The 16,036-nt window shown below is 35.2% G+C and carries 15 protein-coding genes; 8 read left to right on the forward strand and 7 right to left on the reverse strand.

Annotated elements, in window-relative coordinates:
* Nucleotides 1–205 precede the first annotated feature (205 nt).
* The gene (locus tag D0T84_RS01425; RefSeq protein ID WP_163305164.1) at nt 206–2,581 is read right to left on the reverse strand and encodes an SIR2 family protein; all 2,376 of its coding nucleotides are present in this window, start codon (nt 2,579–2,581) and stop codon (nt 206–208) included.
* Between the two features lie 103 nt (nt 2,582–2,684).
* Between D0T84_RS01425 and D0T84_RS01430 the strand changes: the two genes are divergently transcribed.
* Nucleotides 2,685–3,419: a hypothetical protein gene (locus tag D0T84_RS01430; RefSeq protein WP_163305165.1), complete on the forward strand. Its 735-nt coding sequence runs from the start codon at nt 2,685–2,687 to the stop codon at nt 3,417–3,419.
* Here D0T84_RS01430 and D0T84_RS01435 read toward each other — a convergent pair.
* The 3 genes from D0T84_RS01435 to D0T84_RS01445 form a co-directional block, all read right to left on the reverse strand.
* A complete protein-coding gene (locus tag D0T84_RS01435; RefSeq protein WP_163305166.1) occupies nt 3,416–4,600 on the reverse strand; it encodes a glycosyltransferase family 4 protein in 1,185 nt (394 codons plus the stop codon). The genes D0T84_RS01430 and D0T84_RS01435 overlap by 4 nt on opposite strands.
* A 290-nt stretch (nt 4,601–4,890) precedes the next feature.
* On the reverse strand, nt 4,891–5,214 hold the full coding sequence (locus tag D0T84_RS01440) for a hypothetical protein (RefSeq protein WP_163305168.1): 324 nt from the start codon (nt 5,212–5,214) through the stop codon (nt 4,891–4,893).
* The gene (locus D0T84_RS01445) at nt 5,211–5,435 is read right to left on the reverse strand and encodes a hypothetical protein (protein WP_163305170.1); all 225 of its coding nucleotides are present in this window, start codon (nt 5,433–5,435) and stop codon (nt 5,211–5,213) included. Before D0T84_RS01445 ends, D0T84_RS01440 begins: the two co-directional genes overlap by 4 nt.
* 252 nt (nt 5,436–5,687) lie before the next feature.
* Here D0T84_RS01445 and D0T84_RS01450 point away from each other — a divergent pair, with 252 nt between their 5' ends.
* The 5 genes from D0T84_RS01450 (at nt 5,688) to D0T84_RS01470 (ending at nt 10,206) form a co-directional block, all read left to right on the forward strand.
* Nucleotides 5,688–6,029: a helix-turn-helix domain-containing protein gene (locus D0T84_RS01450; protein ID WP_163305172.1), complete on the forward strand. Its 342-nt coding sequence runs from the start codon at nt 5,688–5,690 to the stop codon at nt 6,027–6,029.
* Entirely contained in the window at nt 6,013–8,049 is a 2,037-nt protein-coding gene (locus D0T84_RS01455) for a bifunctional DNA primase/helicase (protein ID WP_163305174.1), read from the forward strand. The genes D0T84_RS01450 and D0T84_RS01455 overlap by 17 nt, the downstream gene beginning before the upstream one ends.
* Before the next feature lie 16 nt (nt 8,050–8,065).
* Nucleotides 8,066–8,392 (forward strand): helix-turn-helix domain-containing protein, encoded by a 327-nt coding sequence (locus D0T84_RS01460; protein WP_163305176.1) that lies wholly within the window; start codon nt 8,066–8,068, stop codon nt 8,390–8,392.
* A gap of 3 nt (nt 8,393–8,395) precedes the next feature.
* Nucleotides 8,396–9,379, forward strand: a complete 984-nt coding sequence (locus D0T84_RS01465; RefSeq protein ID WP_163305178.1) for a hypothetical protein — start codon at nt 8,396–8,398, stop codon at nt 9,377–9,379.
* A 251-nt stretch (nt 9,380–9,630) separates the two neighbouring features.
* Nucleotides 9,631–10,206 (forward strand): hypothetical protein, encoded by a 576-nt coding sequence (locus D0T84_RS01470; protein ID WP_163305180.1) that lies wholly within the window; start codon nt 9,631–9,633, stop codon nt 10,204–10,206.
* A gap of 63 nt (nt 10,207–10,269) precedes the next feature.
* On the opposite strand, the gene D0T84_RS01475 is transcribed toward D0T84_RS01470, so the two are convergent.
* Together D0T84_RS01475 and D0T84_RS01480 are read right to left on the reverse strand one after the other, a co-directional pair.
* The gene (locus D0T84_RS01475; RefSeq protein WP_163305182.1) at nt 10,270–10,890 is read right to left on the reverse strand and encodes a TetR/AcrR family transcriptional regulator; all 621 of its coding nucleotides are present in this window, start codon (nt 10,888–10,890) and stop codon (nt 10,270–10,272) included.
* A 159-nt stretch (nt 10,891–11,049) separates the two neighbouring features.
* Nucleotides 11,050–11,646: an RteC domain-containing protein gene (locus D0T84_RS01480; protein ID WP_163305184.1), complete on the reverse strand. Its 597-nt coding sequence runs from the start codon at nt 11,644–11,646 to the stop codon at nt 11,050–11,052.
* A 191-nt stretch (nt 11,647–11,837) separates the two neighbouring features.
* On the opposite strand from D0T84_RS01480, the gene D0T84_RS01485 reads away from it, so the two are divergent.
* Entirely contained in the window at nt 11,838–13,220 is a 1,383-nt protein-coding gene (locus D0T84_RS01485) for a DUF3945 domain-containing protein (RefSeq protein ID WP_163305186.1), read from the forward strand.
* Between the two features lie 34 nt (nt 13,221–13,254).
* The gene (topB, locus tag D0T84_RS01490) at nt 13,255–15,345 is read left to right on the forward strand and encodes a type IA DNA topoisomerase (RefSeq protein WP_163305188.1); all 2,091 of its coding nucleotides are present in this window, start codon (nt 13,255–13,257) and stop codon (nt 15,343–15,345) included.
* A 118-nt stretch (nt 15,346–15,463) separates the two neighbouring features.
* Here the strand turns inward: topB and D0T84_RS01495 are convergent, their stop codons facing one another.
* A complete protein-coding gene (locus D0T84_RS01495) occupies nt 15,464–15,712 on the reverse strand; it encodes a hypothetical protein (protein WP_163305190.1) in 249 nt (82 codons plus the stop codon).
* Between the last annotated feature and the right edge of the window lie 324 nt (nt 15,713–16,036).

Consider the following 16,036-nt stretch of genomic DNA (forward strand, 5'->3'; position numbering starts at 1 on the left):
GACATTTTTTCGTTGTCATTTTACCTCTACGATGAACCTTTTTATCATCAACATGAATAGTAACAATATCAATTTCTATTTAATCTTTATTTTTCTCTTTTGCAGTTTTTCTAAAAGAGCCAATATTGAAAAATAGTTGTTGTTATTTAGTTTAAGATACTTTTCAGAAGCAACATTAAATTTAATAACATCATTTGTAATTGTTCTAGGTGGGATTATTTATCTTAATTATGTCTTTTAGTATTTGTTCAGCATATTCATGGCCTATTGGATCTACAAAATCGGGTACTATAGACGAATAATGGTAATACTTATCAATGTAATATTTTGTGTCAGAATATTTTTTCAAACAAATACAGCATTTCGCAGCATTTAAACAAAGTCCTAAAATAACGCTGTGCTCTATAGGATTATCACATACGGAAAGTCCTAATTGAGCATAAAACAAAGAGTCCTCATATAACTTTTTTTCAGAAAGAATAATGCTGTAATAATGAGTTGAAAGGACTAAATAATCCGTCAATCCACATTTTATCTCAAGTTTTATACAACGGTTAAGATGTAACTTCATTTCTTCAGGAGAATAACAGCCCGTGAAAAATCGTAAATGTACAGCTGCAAATGAAAACATTTCTGAAAGTAGGTTACTTTCAAAATCATGTTTTGTTAAATATTTATTCGATGTCTGTTCCAGAAGCAGAATTGCATCTTCATATTGTTTTTCTCTGAATAAGGAGTAGGCTTTAATGCCTTCTTCATATCGTAAAATTTCACGTTCTCCAGCTTCTTTCCATACATATTTATTATCTGGCTCTCTATATAACCAAATTTTAAAGTATGATTCCTCTCTATAGGGCGTTTCAGGGAGGGATGAATTTATATTCTCCAACTCGTTTAATTTGATGTTTCTGTCTATTGACATTTTTGCATACAATTCCGCCTTTTCTTTTGAGATTAAAGCATTTTTCGAAAAGCCATGAATATGATAAATTACAAATAATTCTTTATGTATTGCAAATAAAATCCCACAATGTCCCCCTTGTTCTGCCAACCGCATGCAAACATTCAATTCGGCTATATATAATTCAATATTTTCGGTAGTAGAGTAATGTTTCAGAATATTATGATTTTTCGAATATACAGCATAAAAATACATACATGAAAAATTATAAAATCGTTTAGCGCTGAGTGCATCGTATGCAGCTTCTCGAAAGATAGGTACTGCATCTTTATAATGATTTTGCTCTAAACATAATGTGCCTATTCTACCTAATGTTGTTGAAATATTATTATATATTATGTCTTTTTTCAAGTCATATGAACCATCAACATATTGTGCCAATCTTTTATTGGATATTTTTAGGGATAAATAATAATATTCCAATGCCGCATGTATGTCAGTTTCTTTAAAAACATCTCCTAATGTATCAAATAAAGGAACCAAATAATGAATGTCAGAAATATAAACACTTGACAATGAGAAATAATTTCTGGGTATAATAGACAATTTTTCAATTATGGGTAATAATATGTATCCATTAATATTATTTTTATCCATATTTTCTTGGGATAACTTTTCTTTAAAAAAATAATCTATTATTCGACTTATATGTAAAGCACGATCAATATTTCCAATGGATTTGAATAATTGGATACACATTCCCAAGCATGACCATTGTGTTATAGATTGACTATTTAACACTGATCTTATTTTTTTATTGATATCTATGGTAGGTTTTAATGTTTCTTCTTCCTTCTGATTTATATATATTGAAGAATATATATTCTCCCACCCAGTTCGGCAGTAAAATTCAGGAAGTGTCGCTTCTTCAAAAACGAAGTCAGATACTGAATCTTTCAATTTTGATACAACATCGGGTATTGGCGAGTTAGGATAAACAACCCAAGTAACTCCATATTGAGCAAAAGATAAAGGTAAATAGTCAATGTTAAAAGAAAAATCTTCACCAGAAAACCCAAGAAATATAATATGATTTTCACTAAATATTTTTTTTAAGACATTATATTTACCGATAGAAAGTCCGCCAATCTTTTGAGTAACCAAATCTACAGCCGTGGAAGTGTTGGTAACTGATCCATGTATTTTATATAAATGTATATTTTCTGATTCATGTATATTATCAAATTGCAATGGATCATAGAAAACATTAACAGGAATATTTTGCTCTAGAAAAGCTTGCTCGATTAGTGTATCGAAGTTTGTTGTTACTATAGCTTTTATTTTTTTTCTTTCGGCTAATTCAGCAAGAAAAATATGATTTTTATTAGGACTTGATCCTTCAAGAACTTCAAGTAACGGAAAATATGCTTTCCCTGCAACATAATTAAAGATAAAATCAGATATACTAATTACAGGAATAAATTTCTCGATATCCAAATCATCTAAAAGATTATTCTTTTCACATAATATTTCGGCTCCTAAATTACCTATTTCTCTAAACAATGATAAATTATATTCCCACCAGCTAGGTAAGGAAGCTGGCTTTTCTTTAGAAATTCCAGCTCCGGCCACAATTACAATATTACCTTGTTTTATAAATTTTTGTAGGAGATCATTCATGATTTTCTGATATATCTATTGTTTTACAAAGTTAATTATTTGATCTCAATTTAATGTTTAGTTTAACGCTATAGTCAATTTAGATAACTGATAACTTATTATTATGAGTATTTTAGAAAGTATATTTGATGCGAGCAACATATGGGGGTTGATCATTGGAACGCTTCTAGGTGCTGAAATATCAAGATTCCTATATAGACCTAATGTTATTATCAGATTTGAAAGATTACAGCCTCTTTTTTCAGATAATGGTTTTTTTGCTTCTGTAATAGTAGCTAATAGAGGAAGAACTGCGTCAATAAATACACAAGGGAAGGTAACTCTTTTTTTTGATGATAAGAATTTGATGGAGCCATCTTTATTCAATTTTGATGCTTTTGAAACATCTTTACCCACATATAGACTAGAAAATTTAAAAATGGATTTTCCAAGACATCAACTTATTACTCCAGAAAAGAAAGTAAAAGAAATAAAAAACGTATCCTTGTGTTGGGCAACATTAGGAAATCCAGAAAAAGTTGAAATTAATCCAGGGGCAAGTGAAGCTTTAAATATTTTTCGAGCGCAATTATATATAGATAACGATAATAATCAAAAATTCTGGTATCTTATTTTCCCTTGTGAGCAAGGTTGGAGAAAAGTACGATGTAGAATAATGCTAAAAACAAATGATTCCATTAAAGGCAAATTATTTATTTGTCCTTCTAATACTTTTCCAACAGTAAAGAAAATACATATTTATATAAAAGAAGATTATCCCATATTATCAATACAAGAATTTAACTTTTTTGAAAACATCTACTATATATTTAAAAGAAGCAAATTATATTTTGATTAAATATAATTTTGGTAAATGTTCGTGTATTTTTTCGCACAATCTCTTATGTCATTCGAACATCTAAATCTCACTGCTTCACTTTGATTTCGTTCTTGGTGAAGCATTGCGTTAATTATCTTTTCTGCTAATTCTTTGCCTGATTCTGATTTAAAGAAAGATGCATGTGCATACCCATCTGCGATTTCCCTATAAGTCGGGATATCACTTAATATAGTAGGAATACCTAAGGATAATGATTCCGAAATAGACAAGCCATACGAACAGTATCTTTCAGGAGATATTACTATATCAACATTTCTATATGCTTCATTTATATCAGCGAAAGTTATTACTTTTATATGTTTCTCTAATCCATACTTACTAACAAGTTCATTAAAAGAAGAACGATATCTTTCACTGCTTTTTTTTACTCCTGTAAAAATGATCTTAAATGGAATTCTTTTTTCTTTAAGTATTGAACACGCTTCTAATGCAACATCATGTCCCTTTTGAAATGGTTGAAATCTTGATGGTAATAATAAAACAATATCATTTTTATTGAAATCATATTCTTCCTTTAGGGTAGATTCTTTTTGCTCATATTTAAAATAATTTAATGGAATGCCCAACTTAGTATCTTCTACTTTTAAATTAAATTCAGATGAAAAAAAATTAGCATAATATTTACTAGGAGTAAAAAGTCCCTTAATCTCATGTAGATTAGTTTTTCTCTCATAAACCAGTGTTTTCAAAAGATTGAAAAACCCTTTTCCCCAGTACCAATCATATTCTTTGTTATTTTCATGATTTGTTACTATAATATTTTTTAGCGATGATATATAAGACGCAGATATAAAGGAATTTAAATGAAATACATCCGCGTTAATTCCATCTAATTGTCCTTGCGTAAAATCAGACAAGCGTTTTAATGAATCTTCACTAAAGTTTTCACCTATAATTTCTTTTCTCAAAAAATTAGAAGAAAAACTTTCATATTTAGCGAAAATATTTTTATAATCAGAACCGCATTTTCCTAAAACTTTTATTCCTTCTACATAAGTCTCTTCCTCTTTACTGGAACAAACAATAAAAGGTTCATGTCCTAAAATTTCAAGTTCTTTACTTAAATTAATGAGGAATCGTTCTGTTCCTCCAATATATTTTTGATTAATCTCCCAATTAGTATGCAAACATATTTTCATGGTATATAATAATAAGTTATCAGTTGTTCACAAAATTAACATTTTTATTGAATAGAGAATTATATGGCATAGTATAATTTAAATCTGTAATTGTCCATACTAGTTTATTTTTCAAGTTGTCGATGAATCTTCCCGTTAAGAAAAAGATAACCACGGTCTTTAACCGTCATTAACGCCGAAGGGTTTATCCTTTGATCATTCAGCATAAGAACTCGTTCGTAGTATTTGAGTTGTCAGGCGAGAAGAAAACTCTGTACCTGAAAAATATCGAATCAGATTAAGTGAATAGACTATAAATATTGTACAATAGTATGGTTATTGCCTATATAAGTAACGACATAGGCCTTTTCTTGAACGTATGTTTCAAAGAACACATACCATTGCGTTGTATTGTTCTTTTTGAATACAGCATAAGATAAATTATCTCCATACTTGGAAAAATATTCAGGAGCTTTCTTTTTTTGTTTTTCGGGTAAAGAATTTTCTATATCGTCGAATAATTCACGAGCATACCTAATCGCATTCTCTTCGAAACCAAAATAATCCTTTTGATAAAGAATAGAAGCCAATTCTACGAAGTATTGCCTGACCTCCGGCAAAAACAATACCTTCATTTATTATACATTTTTCTGATGTCCGCCTCAATGCCTTCCATTAATTCATCTTTGGTTATGGCCCGATGGAGATTACTTACCTCAATTTTATCTTTCCTGACAAGTTCTATAACCTCATTGGTTCCTCTTTGAGTTATTACGATCCTCTCTTTTTTAGAAAGGTCTAAATATTTCTTTTGGTTTTTCCGGAAATCGGAACTTGTTATTATCCTTATATCCATTGTTGTAAAATTTACTTTTCTGCATTCATTTGTAAAGATAACAATTTGTACACTTAGTTGTACAATTATACTCAAAATAAATCATAATTATCCCCAACCCGTGTGTTTTTCATCGAATTTTAGCTATTTTAAAATGTAACATTCTGAAAATCAATGTCAATTTTCTAAAAATATACAGGGTGTATATACAGTGGTGTAATTATATTTTTCAACATTCAGACTTTTGTGGCATAAACATTAAGTTATGTTATTATGGATGTAATTACTATTGAAAGCCGGGCTTATAAAGACATTGTAAGTAAAATAGAGTCGATAGCCCATTATGTAGCGAATGCGACAAAACCAGAGGAAAATCAAGAAGAACTGGATGCTTGGTTAGACAATGATGAAGTCGCTATCATTTTGAATATCAGTACAAGGACTTTGCAAAGGCTCAGGACAAAAGGGCTTATCAGTTATAGCCTTCTGGGAGGAAAATGTTACTACAAAGGTTCCGATATAGAGAAAGCATTGAAAGACAGGGTTATCCGTTGTACTCCGGAAATAATGGAGAATTTCCGCAAAAATTTCATTTTCCATGTTAGTAAAAGATGATATACTGCGTCGTACAGATAACGGATTAAACGTATTCCGTCATTATCTGGATGTAAACTTCCGCATTGGAAAGAATTTCCTGAATCCTCTTTATAAAGACACCAAAGCCTCGTGTAATGTATTTTATGACCGGCATAAACAATGCTACCGGATGAAGGATTTTGGCAACGACGGATATAGCGGAGATTGCTTTGCCCTTGTCGGGAAAATATATGGGAAGAACTGTAGTAACCCTTCAGATTTTATCGAGATACTTGAAATAATAAATAATGATTTGAACCTGGGTTTAAAAAGTGACAGTGGAATCGTCAAGCCGGAAACCTATAGTACAAGCAGCAAGGAGCCACCACAAATCCAAAACCGGATAAAATCAAAAGGATTCACTACTGTTCAAAAAACGTTTAGTAAACATGAGTTTGAGTTCTGGAACCAGTCAGGTATAACTATTCAACTATTGAAGCAATATCATGTTGTGTCTTTAAAAAAGTTTTCGGGTGAAAATAGCGATGGCAAACCCTTTTCTTTTTATTCCGGCGAACAGGAACCCATGTTTGCATACACCGGTAAAAAGCGGTTAAAATTATACCGCCCATTTTCAGCAGTCCGTTATATGTATGCAGGAGAGCCGGAAGAGCATTATTGTTTTGGATTGGAGCAACTACCACCCAAAGGAGATATGCTTTTCATAACGGGAGGGGAACGGGATGTCCTATCTCTGGCTGCTCATGGGTTTCATGCTATTTGTTTTAATAGCGAGTCGTCCAATATCCCCAAGGGTATTATCCAAAAACTGACCTATCGCTTTAAGCATCTCATTATTCTTTATGATATGGACAAAACCGGATTGGAGTGTTCATCGAAACATCAGGAACAATTGTCCGGATTTGATATAAAGCGGTTACTCTTGCCATTGGAAGGAACAAAACAGGAAAAGGATATAACCGATTACTTTCGCTTAGGGCACAGCCGTGAAGAGTTTATGGGGCTATTTGTCCAACATCTTGACCTGATCTATTCGGAAACGATGGCTATCCTTAAATCGTGTGAAATAGATTTCAAGAATCCTCCGGCCAGCGTCGAAACAGTTGTTTCAATCAATGATGTCCCTTTAGGTACACAGGGAAACCTGCTGTGTATTACAGGAGGGGAAGGTAGCGGTAAAAGCAACTATGCTGCAAGCCTGATTGCCGGAGCAATGAGTAAAGGAAATAAAGATATCGATACCCTTGGTACTTCCATTCTTCCAAACAACAGCAATAATGCCGTCCTGCTTTATGATACGGAGCAATCAGAGGTACAGCTATATAAGAATTCATTAAATATATTGAAGCGTAACAGACAGGATTCCATGCCTGAATACTTTAAGGCTTATTGCCTGACAGGTATGTCCCGGAATGAACGCCTGCAAGCAATTGTCCAAAGTATGGATAAGTATTATTATGAGTTTGGAGGTATTCATCTGGTTATTATTGACGGTATTGCGGATTTGATCGGGTCGGCTAATGATGAAGCTGAGAGTTTACGGATCGTTGACGAATTGTACCGTTTGGCAGGCATCTATAAGATTTGTATTATCTGTGTATTGCATTTTGTTCCTAACGGGCTCAAGCTACGGGGACATCTGGGGTCGGAACTACAGCGTAAGGCAGCCGCAATTATATCTATCGAAAAAGACGATGATCCGAATATTTCCGTAATAAAAGCATTGAAGGTCCGTGACGGGAGCCCACTTGATGTTCCTCTCATCCAATTTGCATGGAACAAGGACGAAGGAATGCACTGTTATCTGGGAGAGAAAACAAAAGAAGAAAAGGATAAACGAAAAGAAAATGAACTGAAGAATGTGGCAAGAAGCATCTTCCGCCTTAAATCATTCTATACTTATCAGGAACTATGTGAGGAAATTCAACAGGTGATGGAAGTAAAAGACCGGACGGCCAAGAGCTATATCAAATTTATGCGGGAAAAAGAGATCATAATCAAAGACCCGTCAAACCCAAACATTTTTATTATCGGATAATTAAAACACTGGTAGCATGTATATAGATAAAGATGATTTTGAAGAATGGATGAAACGCATAATGGAGCAATTTGACAATCTCAATAGTAAACTAAACTCGGTAATACGGTTCGATCAGCAAATAGAAAAAGATGTCCTGCTTGATAATCAAGACCTGTTGACCATTCTTAAAATAAGCCAACGCACACTGCAGCGGATGCGCAACTCCGGAAAACTCCCTTTCCGGACCATTAATAAAAAGAATTATTATTTAAAATCAGATGTAGAAAAATATATTATGGAACACTTTGGAAAAGGTATGCCACCAAAAGGAAATGAGGAAACAGACAATAAAAACGAATAAGTTATGAATGATTTTTTAGTGAGAGTACATAAACAAATTATGGGTTCGATTTCGGAACTTGCTCCCAATACAGGAACCTTAACAATAGATATTGCCGTGGATGACACAATAGGAGGAATACTATATCGCTTCAAACCGAAATTTCAAGCGGAAAAAACATATATCGTGATACTAACAATCGCATCCGATGTGCAAATGAGTGACAGTATAGCCGGAATCGTATATCCGCTTATTGATAATATTCAGGTTAAAAACGACCGCTTAATCATTATCCACAGTAATGGCAAGTCAAAACAGGAAAATGATATTCAGACTTTTTTATCGGAAGAAGCGGATATGTTCCATCCGAATTATCTCAGGTTGCCTGTTTCAACTAATAAGGTCCTGCTAACTTCGATAAACGGGGAAAGATATACCGGATTAAAAAATATCCTGAAAAGATACTACTCGGATGAAATCGTTTTCATCGGGCCTGTAGCTGGAAAACAAATAGTAAACATTGAAACGTACAAGGATATTTGTAGCATCTGTAAAAAAGTAATATTCATTGTCAGCGGCATTGTTTTTCCTAAAACCCAGTTGCCGCAATGGGATAATTTTTATTGGAAGTATTATAATACATTGATTCCTATATACTCATTACCTGTTGAATACTCTAAACAATTAAAAAAAGAAGTTAATGAGTTAAGGAAGAATGACAGCAGAATAACACCCTTGATATTCTATCAGGATATTAACGCTCAGGAGAACGACTGGACTGTGATGTGCCCTTATTGCAATGCTGTAATTAATAAATATGAACCGGAAGATAACCGGTCAGCTTATATTCCCGAACCCGAAAATCGGATAAATGGAAATCTGCAATACCATCCTATCCTGATAGACGCCAGCCAGAAGTTAATCAATTTATTGAATGAAAGCTTTGAAGCTAATTGTTCCTGTGTTTGTTATGGGGGATGGGTAGAATCTAAAAATATGCAGTTATGAGTCCCGATCTATTAAACTATTATGTTGACAAACTGATAAATGCATCACTTATTTTTATTCTCACTATTGTAAGCTTCGGCTTTTTAGGGGTATTTTTCTGCCGAATAAAAAATAAGTGGACCAATAGAAAACGGAGAAAAACAACCAAAGACGATTGTCTTCAGGAGTTGCTTGATTCGGCCAACAGAAAGACTCAGGTAATCAACCGCCAGATCCAATCCCTTGATAAGTGTTCGGAAAGAATAGAAGATATGATTGAAACGGTCGATAAGAAAATTGATCATTTTACAAATAATCTCGATGTAAAATTGGAACAATTCAGAAAAATCGTCGGTTTATTGAAGGATATAGACAATAGTATTAAAAGATCTGCAACCAGTATAAGCAACAATACTGATATATTAGAAAGGAGGGATAAAGAATTACAGGATGAAATCGAGTGCCTGCTGTCATTAGAAGGAAAAACCGGAAGAGAAAGAAATACATTACTTCGTACCCATAAAGACAAAAAAGTGAATAAATATGGATTGAGCTTCAATCGTAATCCGGAAAATGCAATTTATCTTGATTCCCCGATTGATATTCTGCCCATGCCGTCAATTGGCAAAAGAGCATTGAAAACCCATTTTAAGTGCGAAAATATGGAAGATGTCTTATCTGTCATGTTGTTGCAACAAAGAATAGGATTATTGCAAAGAACCCGGAATATCGGTAAAAAATCGGTTGTTGCAATGGAAGATTACTTTAGTGAACTCGGGTTATTAACAATAAAGGACAAATGCTATACCTCTCAGGCATTTACTAAAGCAGGCACAAAAAACAAATAGCCATGCTATTTTGATTGAAAACAATGAGAGAGAGCTTCTTTGCCCTCTCTCTTATCTCATTCATCATTTTTTTTGCTTTTTCTTTACCAGCTCATACAAAGAGAGCAACTCTTTCTTCAATAAATCAACATCACAACCCTTATCTTCCGATACAGCGGCATAAGCATGCCCTAAATATGTTTTTTCAAACAACAGAGCCAGGGTTTCAGGTTCAATAGGACTTTCTATTTCCTTATTATCCAAAGCTTTATTGATCACATTTAGCCATACTTTAGTATCTGTGACAATTTGTTGTTTCGAAATTTTATTATAATTCGGATAAAAGTAATGAGCTTGTGATTCTATATTGAAATAGGCCATATTTACATTCTTTATGCCCAAATTAGCCATTGTTTTTATAGCGATGGCACTATTTGCAATAAAATCAAGAATGAAATTTTTAAGGCAATCTTTGTCCTTAATCGGAATATTCAGTACAGAGGATCTGTTGAGAAGAGAATTTTCAATAACCGCATTGAATATGTCTAGTTTTGTCTTAAAATGATAAAGCAAAGCACCCCTGCTCAATCCGGTGACTCTTTCCAAATCATCGAATGTAACTTTGTCGTACGGCTTTTGAGTAAACAAAATGAAAGCCTGGAAAACGATATTCTTTTTTGTTTCAGGTCTCGGAATTCTTCCCATCGTTAGGTTATTTTCAATACAAATATAATCTAATTCTTCTGCTTTTTATATCCTTTTAACAGTGTTTTGCTATTTTTTAGATATAATGCATCATTTTACAGTGAAAAATGCATTCATCTTAACATAAACAGTCTGTTTAGTATAATTGTTTCGATATTGCTACTTCTTTTTATATATACCGTTGTCTGCATTATCCATTCTGGCAAGCAAAGAAATTTTGAGTTCATCAAGAAATGCAGTCCGGTTGAATTTTCGTTTCCTTATCTCCCTGTACACATTAAAACAATCTTTTATTTCGAAATTGAAGAACGTTGACAACAGGTAAGTAAAATCTTTGATGTTAATATTTCCATTGTTAACGCACCCGGACTCAACCAAAGAATAGCTTAATTCAACAAGGTCAACAACCTTTCCGGTCCATTTTAATATTATATTCCTGACAGGTATTGTTTTGGATGTCATAGCAGAAGAATTTATCCGCCATGTGGCCAATTGAAGGTTAACATCTATGGCTGAGATTGCCTTGTTGATATAAGATATTCTTAAAATGTCTTCTTTATCAACAATATCCATCATAGATATGAGATCTATACGGATATAGCTAAGTTTGCAGTATACGGATTCCGGACAAGTTTGCCCAACGGCAACATTTAAACTCGTAATAAAATCGAGGTAAGCATCTTTTACCTCTTTTTCAACGAATGTTTCTTTTTCTAATAACGATAAAAGTAAATAAGATTTTCCTTCTTTTTTCATGATTCTTTGGTTTTAAATTTACGCTTAATATTATACCGTATGTACGGTATAATAATTGGAGTGCAAAGAAACCAAATCATGTATCACTGCCAATTACTGCCAAATGATGCCAGTGCATTTAGATTTGAGATAAAAACAAAAAACTCTCCTTACATTTATCTTGAATATTTCACCACTAAATCCAAATAAGTATGAATGAGAATTTAAAAGACCAGGATGTCCTTTTGGTATCCGAAAAGGACAGTAACAAGCTGAACGTCGTTACAGGAATGAACGAAGACGGTACACCCAAGACCGCTAAACCCGACCAAAAGAATGAGCCCGATTTCCTGAAAATTGACAAACAAGGTGATGCTTTGGAAAACTTTATGTCTAATTTTTTACGCCAATGTAAAGAGCCTACCCATTTTCATTTTTTCAAAGTTCCGTTAGCCGCTATCGAATCGACAGTCCTCGCATTACAGGAAATGCTGAAAAACCCGGATAACCCATCCAATAAAGAGATGCTGGACCAACACAGGGTGTTACCTGAAGCATTTGCCAAGAAGCCCTATCAGGCAATCGATGAATCCCGTATTGACTGGTCACAATTTGAGAAGTTAGGTGTAACTAAAGACATAATCGACAAAAACTCTTTGGATAAAATGCTTAACTGGCAGAAAACTCCCATGCTACTACCTATCAAAGCAGAGATCGGTGATACGACAATCCGTACAGATGCCCGTCTCTCTCTTCGGGAAACGCCCGAAGGAAAACTAAATCTGGTTGTCCATGCCGTTCGTAAAGAGCCACAATTGGATGGCTATGTTTATGGCACGCGATTAACGGAAGATGATAAGCAAAACCTCCGGCAAACGGGTAATGCAGGACGATTGATAGAGATAGAACCCGTAAAAGGTGAAAAGATGAAAGCCTTTGTTTCTATAGATAAGATGACAAACGAATTGGTTGCCGTCCGTGCCGACAAGATTAAAATTCCCAATGAAATCAAGGGAGTAACTCTTAATGAACAACAAAAGAAAGATTTGACAGAAGGAAAAGCCGTATATCTGGACGGTATGACCTCTAAGAATGGCAAAGACTTTAATGCTCTCGTACAGATTAATGCTGACAGGCGGGGGCTGGAATTTCGTTTTGATAATGCCAATAAATTAGAAAAATCGCAACAACAACCACAGCAACAGAAAAATGATGCGTCACAATTCCGTATTCCGTCTAAATTATTGGGAGTTGAATTGGCTAAAGATCAGCAGGAAAAACTGAAAGAGGGTCAAACAATTTATGTAAGTGGCATGAAAGATAAAGCCGGAGAGTCCTTTAACGCTTATATCAAAGTGAATGCAGAGAAAGGGAAACTGGATTTCTTTAAATGGAATCCGGATAAAGCCAAGCAAGTTACTCCGGACAATGCAAGTAAAACGCAAGTTGCGGTCAATTCCGAAGGAAAAACCAATGAAGCGACTAAGAAAAACGAAGAACCTCTTCAGAAAGGGCAAACTCAACCTTCAGAAAAACAGCAGGAGAAACAAGAAAAGAAAGAAGTTGCCCAGAAGCCTAAAGGGATCAGGAGATAAGATTAGTAAAAACACCACTAAAATCCAATAATAAATGAAAGTTTTGATTGCTGAAAAACCCAGCGTAGCCCGTGATATAGCGGCTATCGTTGGTGCAAATAACCGCAAGGACGGTTATTTAGAAGGTAACGGGTATGCCGTTACATGGGCATTCGGCCACCTCATAGGATTGGCTATGCCGCAGGATTATGGCATCACAGGATTTCAGGCTGAAAACCTGCCGATACTTCCGTCAGAATTTAAGTTGCTGCCCCGTCAGGTCAAAGACGGCAAGGAATACAAACCCGATCCGGGAGTGATGAAGCAACTTAAAGTTATCAGAGAGTTGTTTAATAAATGCGACCTCATTATTAATTGTTGTGATGCGGGGCGCGAAGGGTGTTTGATTTTCCGCTACATATATAATTATCTGGAATGTACCAAGCCTTTCGACCGTCTTTGGATAAGTTCACTTACGGATCAGGCTATCCGTAAAGGATTGGAGAACCTGCGTCCGGGAAAAGGATACGACAACCTGTACGCTTCGGCAAAAGCCCGGAGCCAGGCAGATTGGGTCATCGGGATTAATGCCTCAAACGCTTTATCAATATCAGCCGGACACGGGGTTTGGTCGTTAGGCAGAGTGCAAACACCCACACTCTCAATGATTTGTAGCCGATACCTTGAAAATAAAGATTTTAGACCGCAAACCTATTTTCAGGTAAAACTTCATACGGCAAAAGACGCAATGCAGTTCGCTATTATTTCCACAGAACGATTTGGCTCCAAGCAGGAAGCAGATGAAATATTAAACCGTGTCCGCTCCGCCGAATCCGTAAACGTGATAAGCAGCGAAAGGAAAGAAGCCAATCAGGAACCACCATTGCTCTACGACCTGACCGCCTTACAGAAAGAAGCGAACAGCCGCCATGGTTTTTCAGCAGATAAAACCCTGTCGGTGGCCCAATCACTTTATGAAGCGAAACTAATTTCTTATCCAAGAACAGGAAGCCGTTATATTTCCGATGATGTTTTTGCCGAGATACCCGCCCTTATCGGTCAGCTATCCGGTTACGCTCCATTCGGCAGTTATGCAAAAACATTGTCAGGGACAAGCCTGAACAGGCGCTCGGTAAACGATAAGAAAGTAACAGATCACCATGCCCTGATTATTACAGAAAATATGCCGAAAGATATTTCAGCTGACCAACGTATCATATATGACATGATTGTAGCTCGTGTGCTGGAAGCCTTTTCAGAAAAATGTACTAAAGAGAATACAACTGTTTCTTTAGATGCTTCAGGCGTTGCGTTTTCGGTTAAGGGTAGTGTAATTCTTATCCCCGGTTGGCGAGCGGTATTGAACGCATCCGATGAAGAAAAAGGAGACGATGAAGCTCCGGCTCTTCCATCTTTATCTAATAGCGACATACTCCCCATTAACGGAACGGATTTATTAGAAAAACAAACCAAGCCCCGCCCGTTACACACGGAGAGCAGTTTATTGTCTTCTATGGAAACCTGTGGTAAAGAACTTACTGATGAAGCCGAGCGCGAAGCAATCAAAGAATCTGGTATCGGAACCCCTGCCACCCGTGCCGCCATTATCGAAACGCTATTTTCTCGGGAGTATATTGTACGCGAAAAGAAATCACTTGTTCCCACTAACAAAGGATTAGTCGTCTATCTGGCAGTTAAGGATAAAAAGATTGCAGATATTTCCATGACGGGCGAATGGGAAAATGCCTTGAGTAAAATCGAAAAAGGCGAAATGGATGCCGATACATTCCATAGGGGTATTGAAGTATATGCCGCACAGATTACCACTGAACTATTGGGAGCTAAAATCGAAGGTGGCGGCAACCAACGTGAAAGTTGCCCTTGTCCCAAATGCAAAAGCAGTCAGGTGGTATTCTATCAGAAGGTAGCCAAATGTCAGGACGAAGATTGTGGTTTGATTATGTTCCGGAATAAGTCGGGCAAAGACCTGACTGACGGACAGATGAAAGAACTGCTTACCAAAGGTAAAACAGGAATAATCAAAGGTTTTAAGAGTAAAGCCGGAAAACAGTTCGATGCATCGTTGGAGATGGACGATGTGTTTAACATCAAGTACAAATTTTCTGAAAAGAAAAAAAGAAATTAATAAATACGGAGAAAAGTATGTACTTTTACCACAAATTCTTTTTCATTAAGTTTTTCTACTTTCTGAAATTGGATTTAGTGGTGGCTCCGCAGTAGGGATACGGCGGAGCTTTCCTGTTTTAGACTACGGCCCTGAACCGGAAGAAAAAGCATAGAGCGTTTATTCCTACTTTATCAATTTCGACCTCATTATTGTTTGTTACCCATCTGTTTTCTATTGTTCTGTCAAAATACTTGTCGCACATTTTTATTATGGCATCTATAACTGACAGTGAGCAGGGATATATCAACAATTCATAACATTTTTCTGTTGTCAGTATAAAACTCAATGTTCCGGATTCGGTCGGAATATCAAAAACCGTTCCCATTGAATCCTTTTTAACAGAAAAAATTATGTTATGGGAAGAGAGGAAAATAACAAGCTCATCTTTGGGTGTATCCAATATTAATGCGATATTTTCAATAATATATTGAAAATGTGTACTTAAATCGAAAGAAGATTTTTTCATAAGTTATAACGAAAACGTGGGCTCCAACATTATTCGCATCTGGGGCACTGGTATGCCTTGTGTACAAATAAGTTAGGCCCACGTCATAACGTGAGCAGTAAACTTATTAATCTTGTACACATTTAAAAATTACCAGTTTTCAGATGCAAGAATTAATAGCTACCACTAATAATATTTTAGACT

It is taken from the genome of Dysgonomonas sp. 521, assembly GCF_010501055.1.
Classification (GTDB): domain Bacteria; phylum Bacteroidota; class Bacteroidia; order Bacteroidales; family Dysgonomonadaceae; genus Dysgonomonas.

Bases quoted from the DNA above. Each gene is read 5' to 3' on its own strand.
- D0T84_RS01425 (WP_163305164.1), bottom strand. From the start codon at position 2,581: ATGAATGATCTCCTACAAAAATTTATAAAACAAGGTAATATTGTAATT.
- D0T84_RS01430 (WP_163305165.1), top strand. From the start codon at position 2,685: ATGAGTATTTTAGAAAGTATATTTGATGCGAGCAACATATGGGGGTTG.
- D0T84_RS01435 (WP_163305166.1), bottom strand. From the start codon at position 4,600: ATGAAAATATGTTTGCATACTAATTGGGAGATTAATCAAAAATATATT.
- D0T84_RS01440 (WP_163305168.1), bottom strand. From the start codon at position 5,214: ATGAAGGTATTGTTTTTGCCGGAGGTCAGGCAATACTTCGTAGAATTG.
- D0T84_RS01445 (WP_163305170.1), bottom strand. From the start codon at position 5,435: ATGGATATAAGGATAATAACAAGTTCCGATTTCCGGAAAAACCAAAAG.
- D0T84_RS01450 (WP_163305172.1), top strand. From the start codon at position 5,688: ATGGATGTAATTACTATTGAAAGCCGGGCTTATAAAGACATTGTAAGT.
- D0T84_RS01455 (WP_163305174.1), top strand. From the start codon at position 6,013: ATGTTAGTAAAAGATGATATACTGCGTCGTACAGATAACGGATTAAAC.
- D0T84_RS01460 (WP_163305176.1), top strand. From the start codon at position 8,066: ATGTATATAGATAAAGATGATTTTGAAGAATGGATGAAACGCATAATG.
- D0T84_RS01465 (WP_163305178.1), top strand. From the start codon at position 8,396: ATGAATGATTTTTTAGTGAGAGTACATAAACAAATTATGGGTTCGATT.
- D0T84_RS01470 (WP_163305180.1), top strand. From the start codon at position 9,631: ATGATTGAAACGGTCGATAAGAAAATTGATCATTTTACAAATAATCTC.
- D0T84_RS01475 (WP_163305182.1), bottom strand. From the start codon at position 10,890: ATGGGAAGAATTCCGAGACCTGAAACAAAAAAGAATATCGTTTTCCAG.
- D0T84_RS01480 (WP_163305184.1), bottom strand. From the start codon at position 11,646: ATGAAAAAAGAAGGAAAATCTTATTTACTTTTATCGTTATTAGAAAAA.
- D0T84_RS01485 (WP_163305186.1), top strand. From the start codon at position 11,838: ATGAATGAGAATTTAAAAGACCAGGATGTCCTTTTGGTATCCGAAAAG.
- topB (WP_163305188.1), top strand. From the start codon at position 13,255: ATGAAAGTTTTGATTGCTGAAAAACCCAGCGTAGCCCGTGATATAGCG.
- D0T84_RS01495 (WP_163305190.1), bottom strand. From the start codon at position 15,712: ATGGGAACGGTTTTTGATATTCCGACCGAATCCGGAACATTGAGTTTT.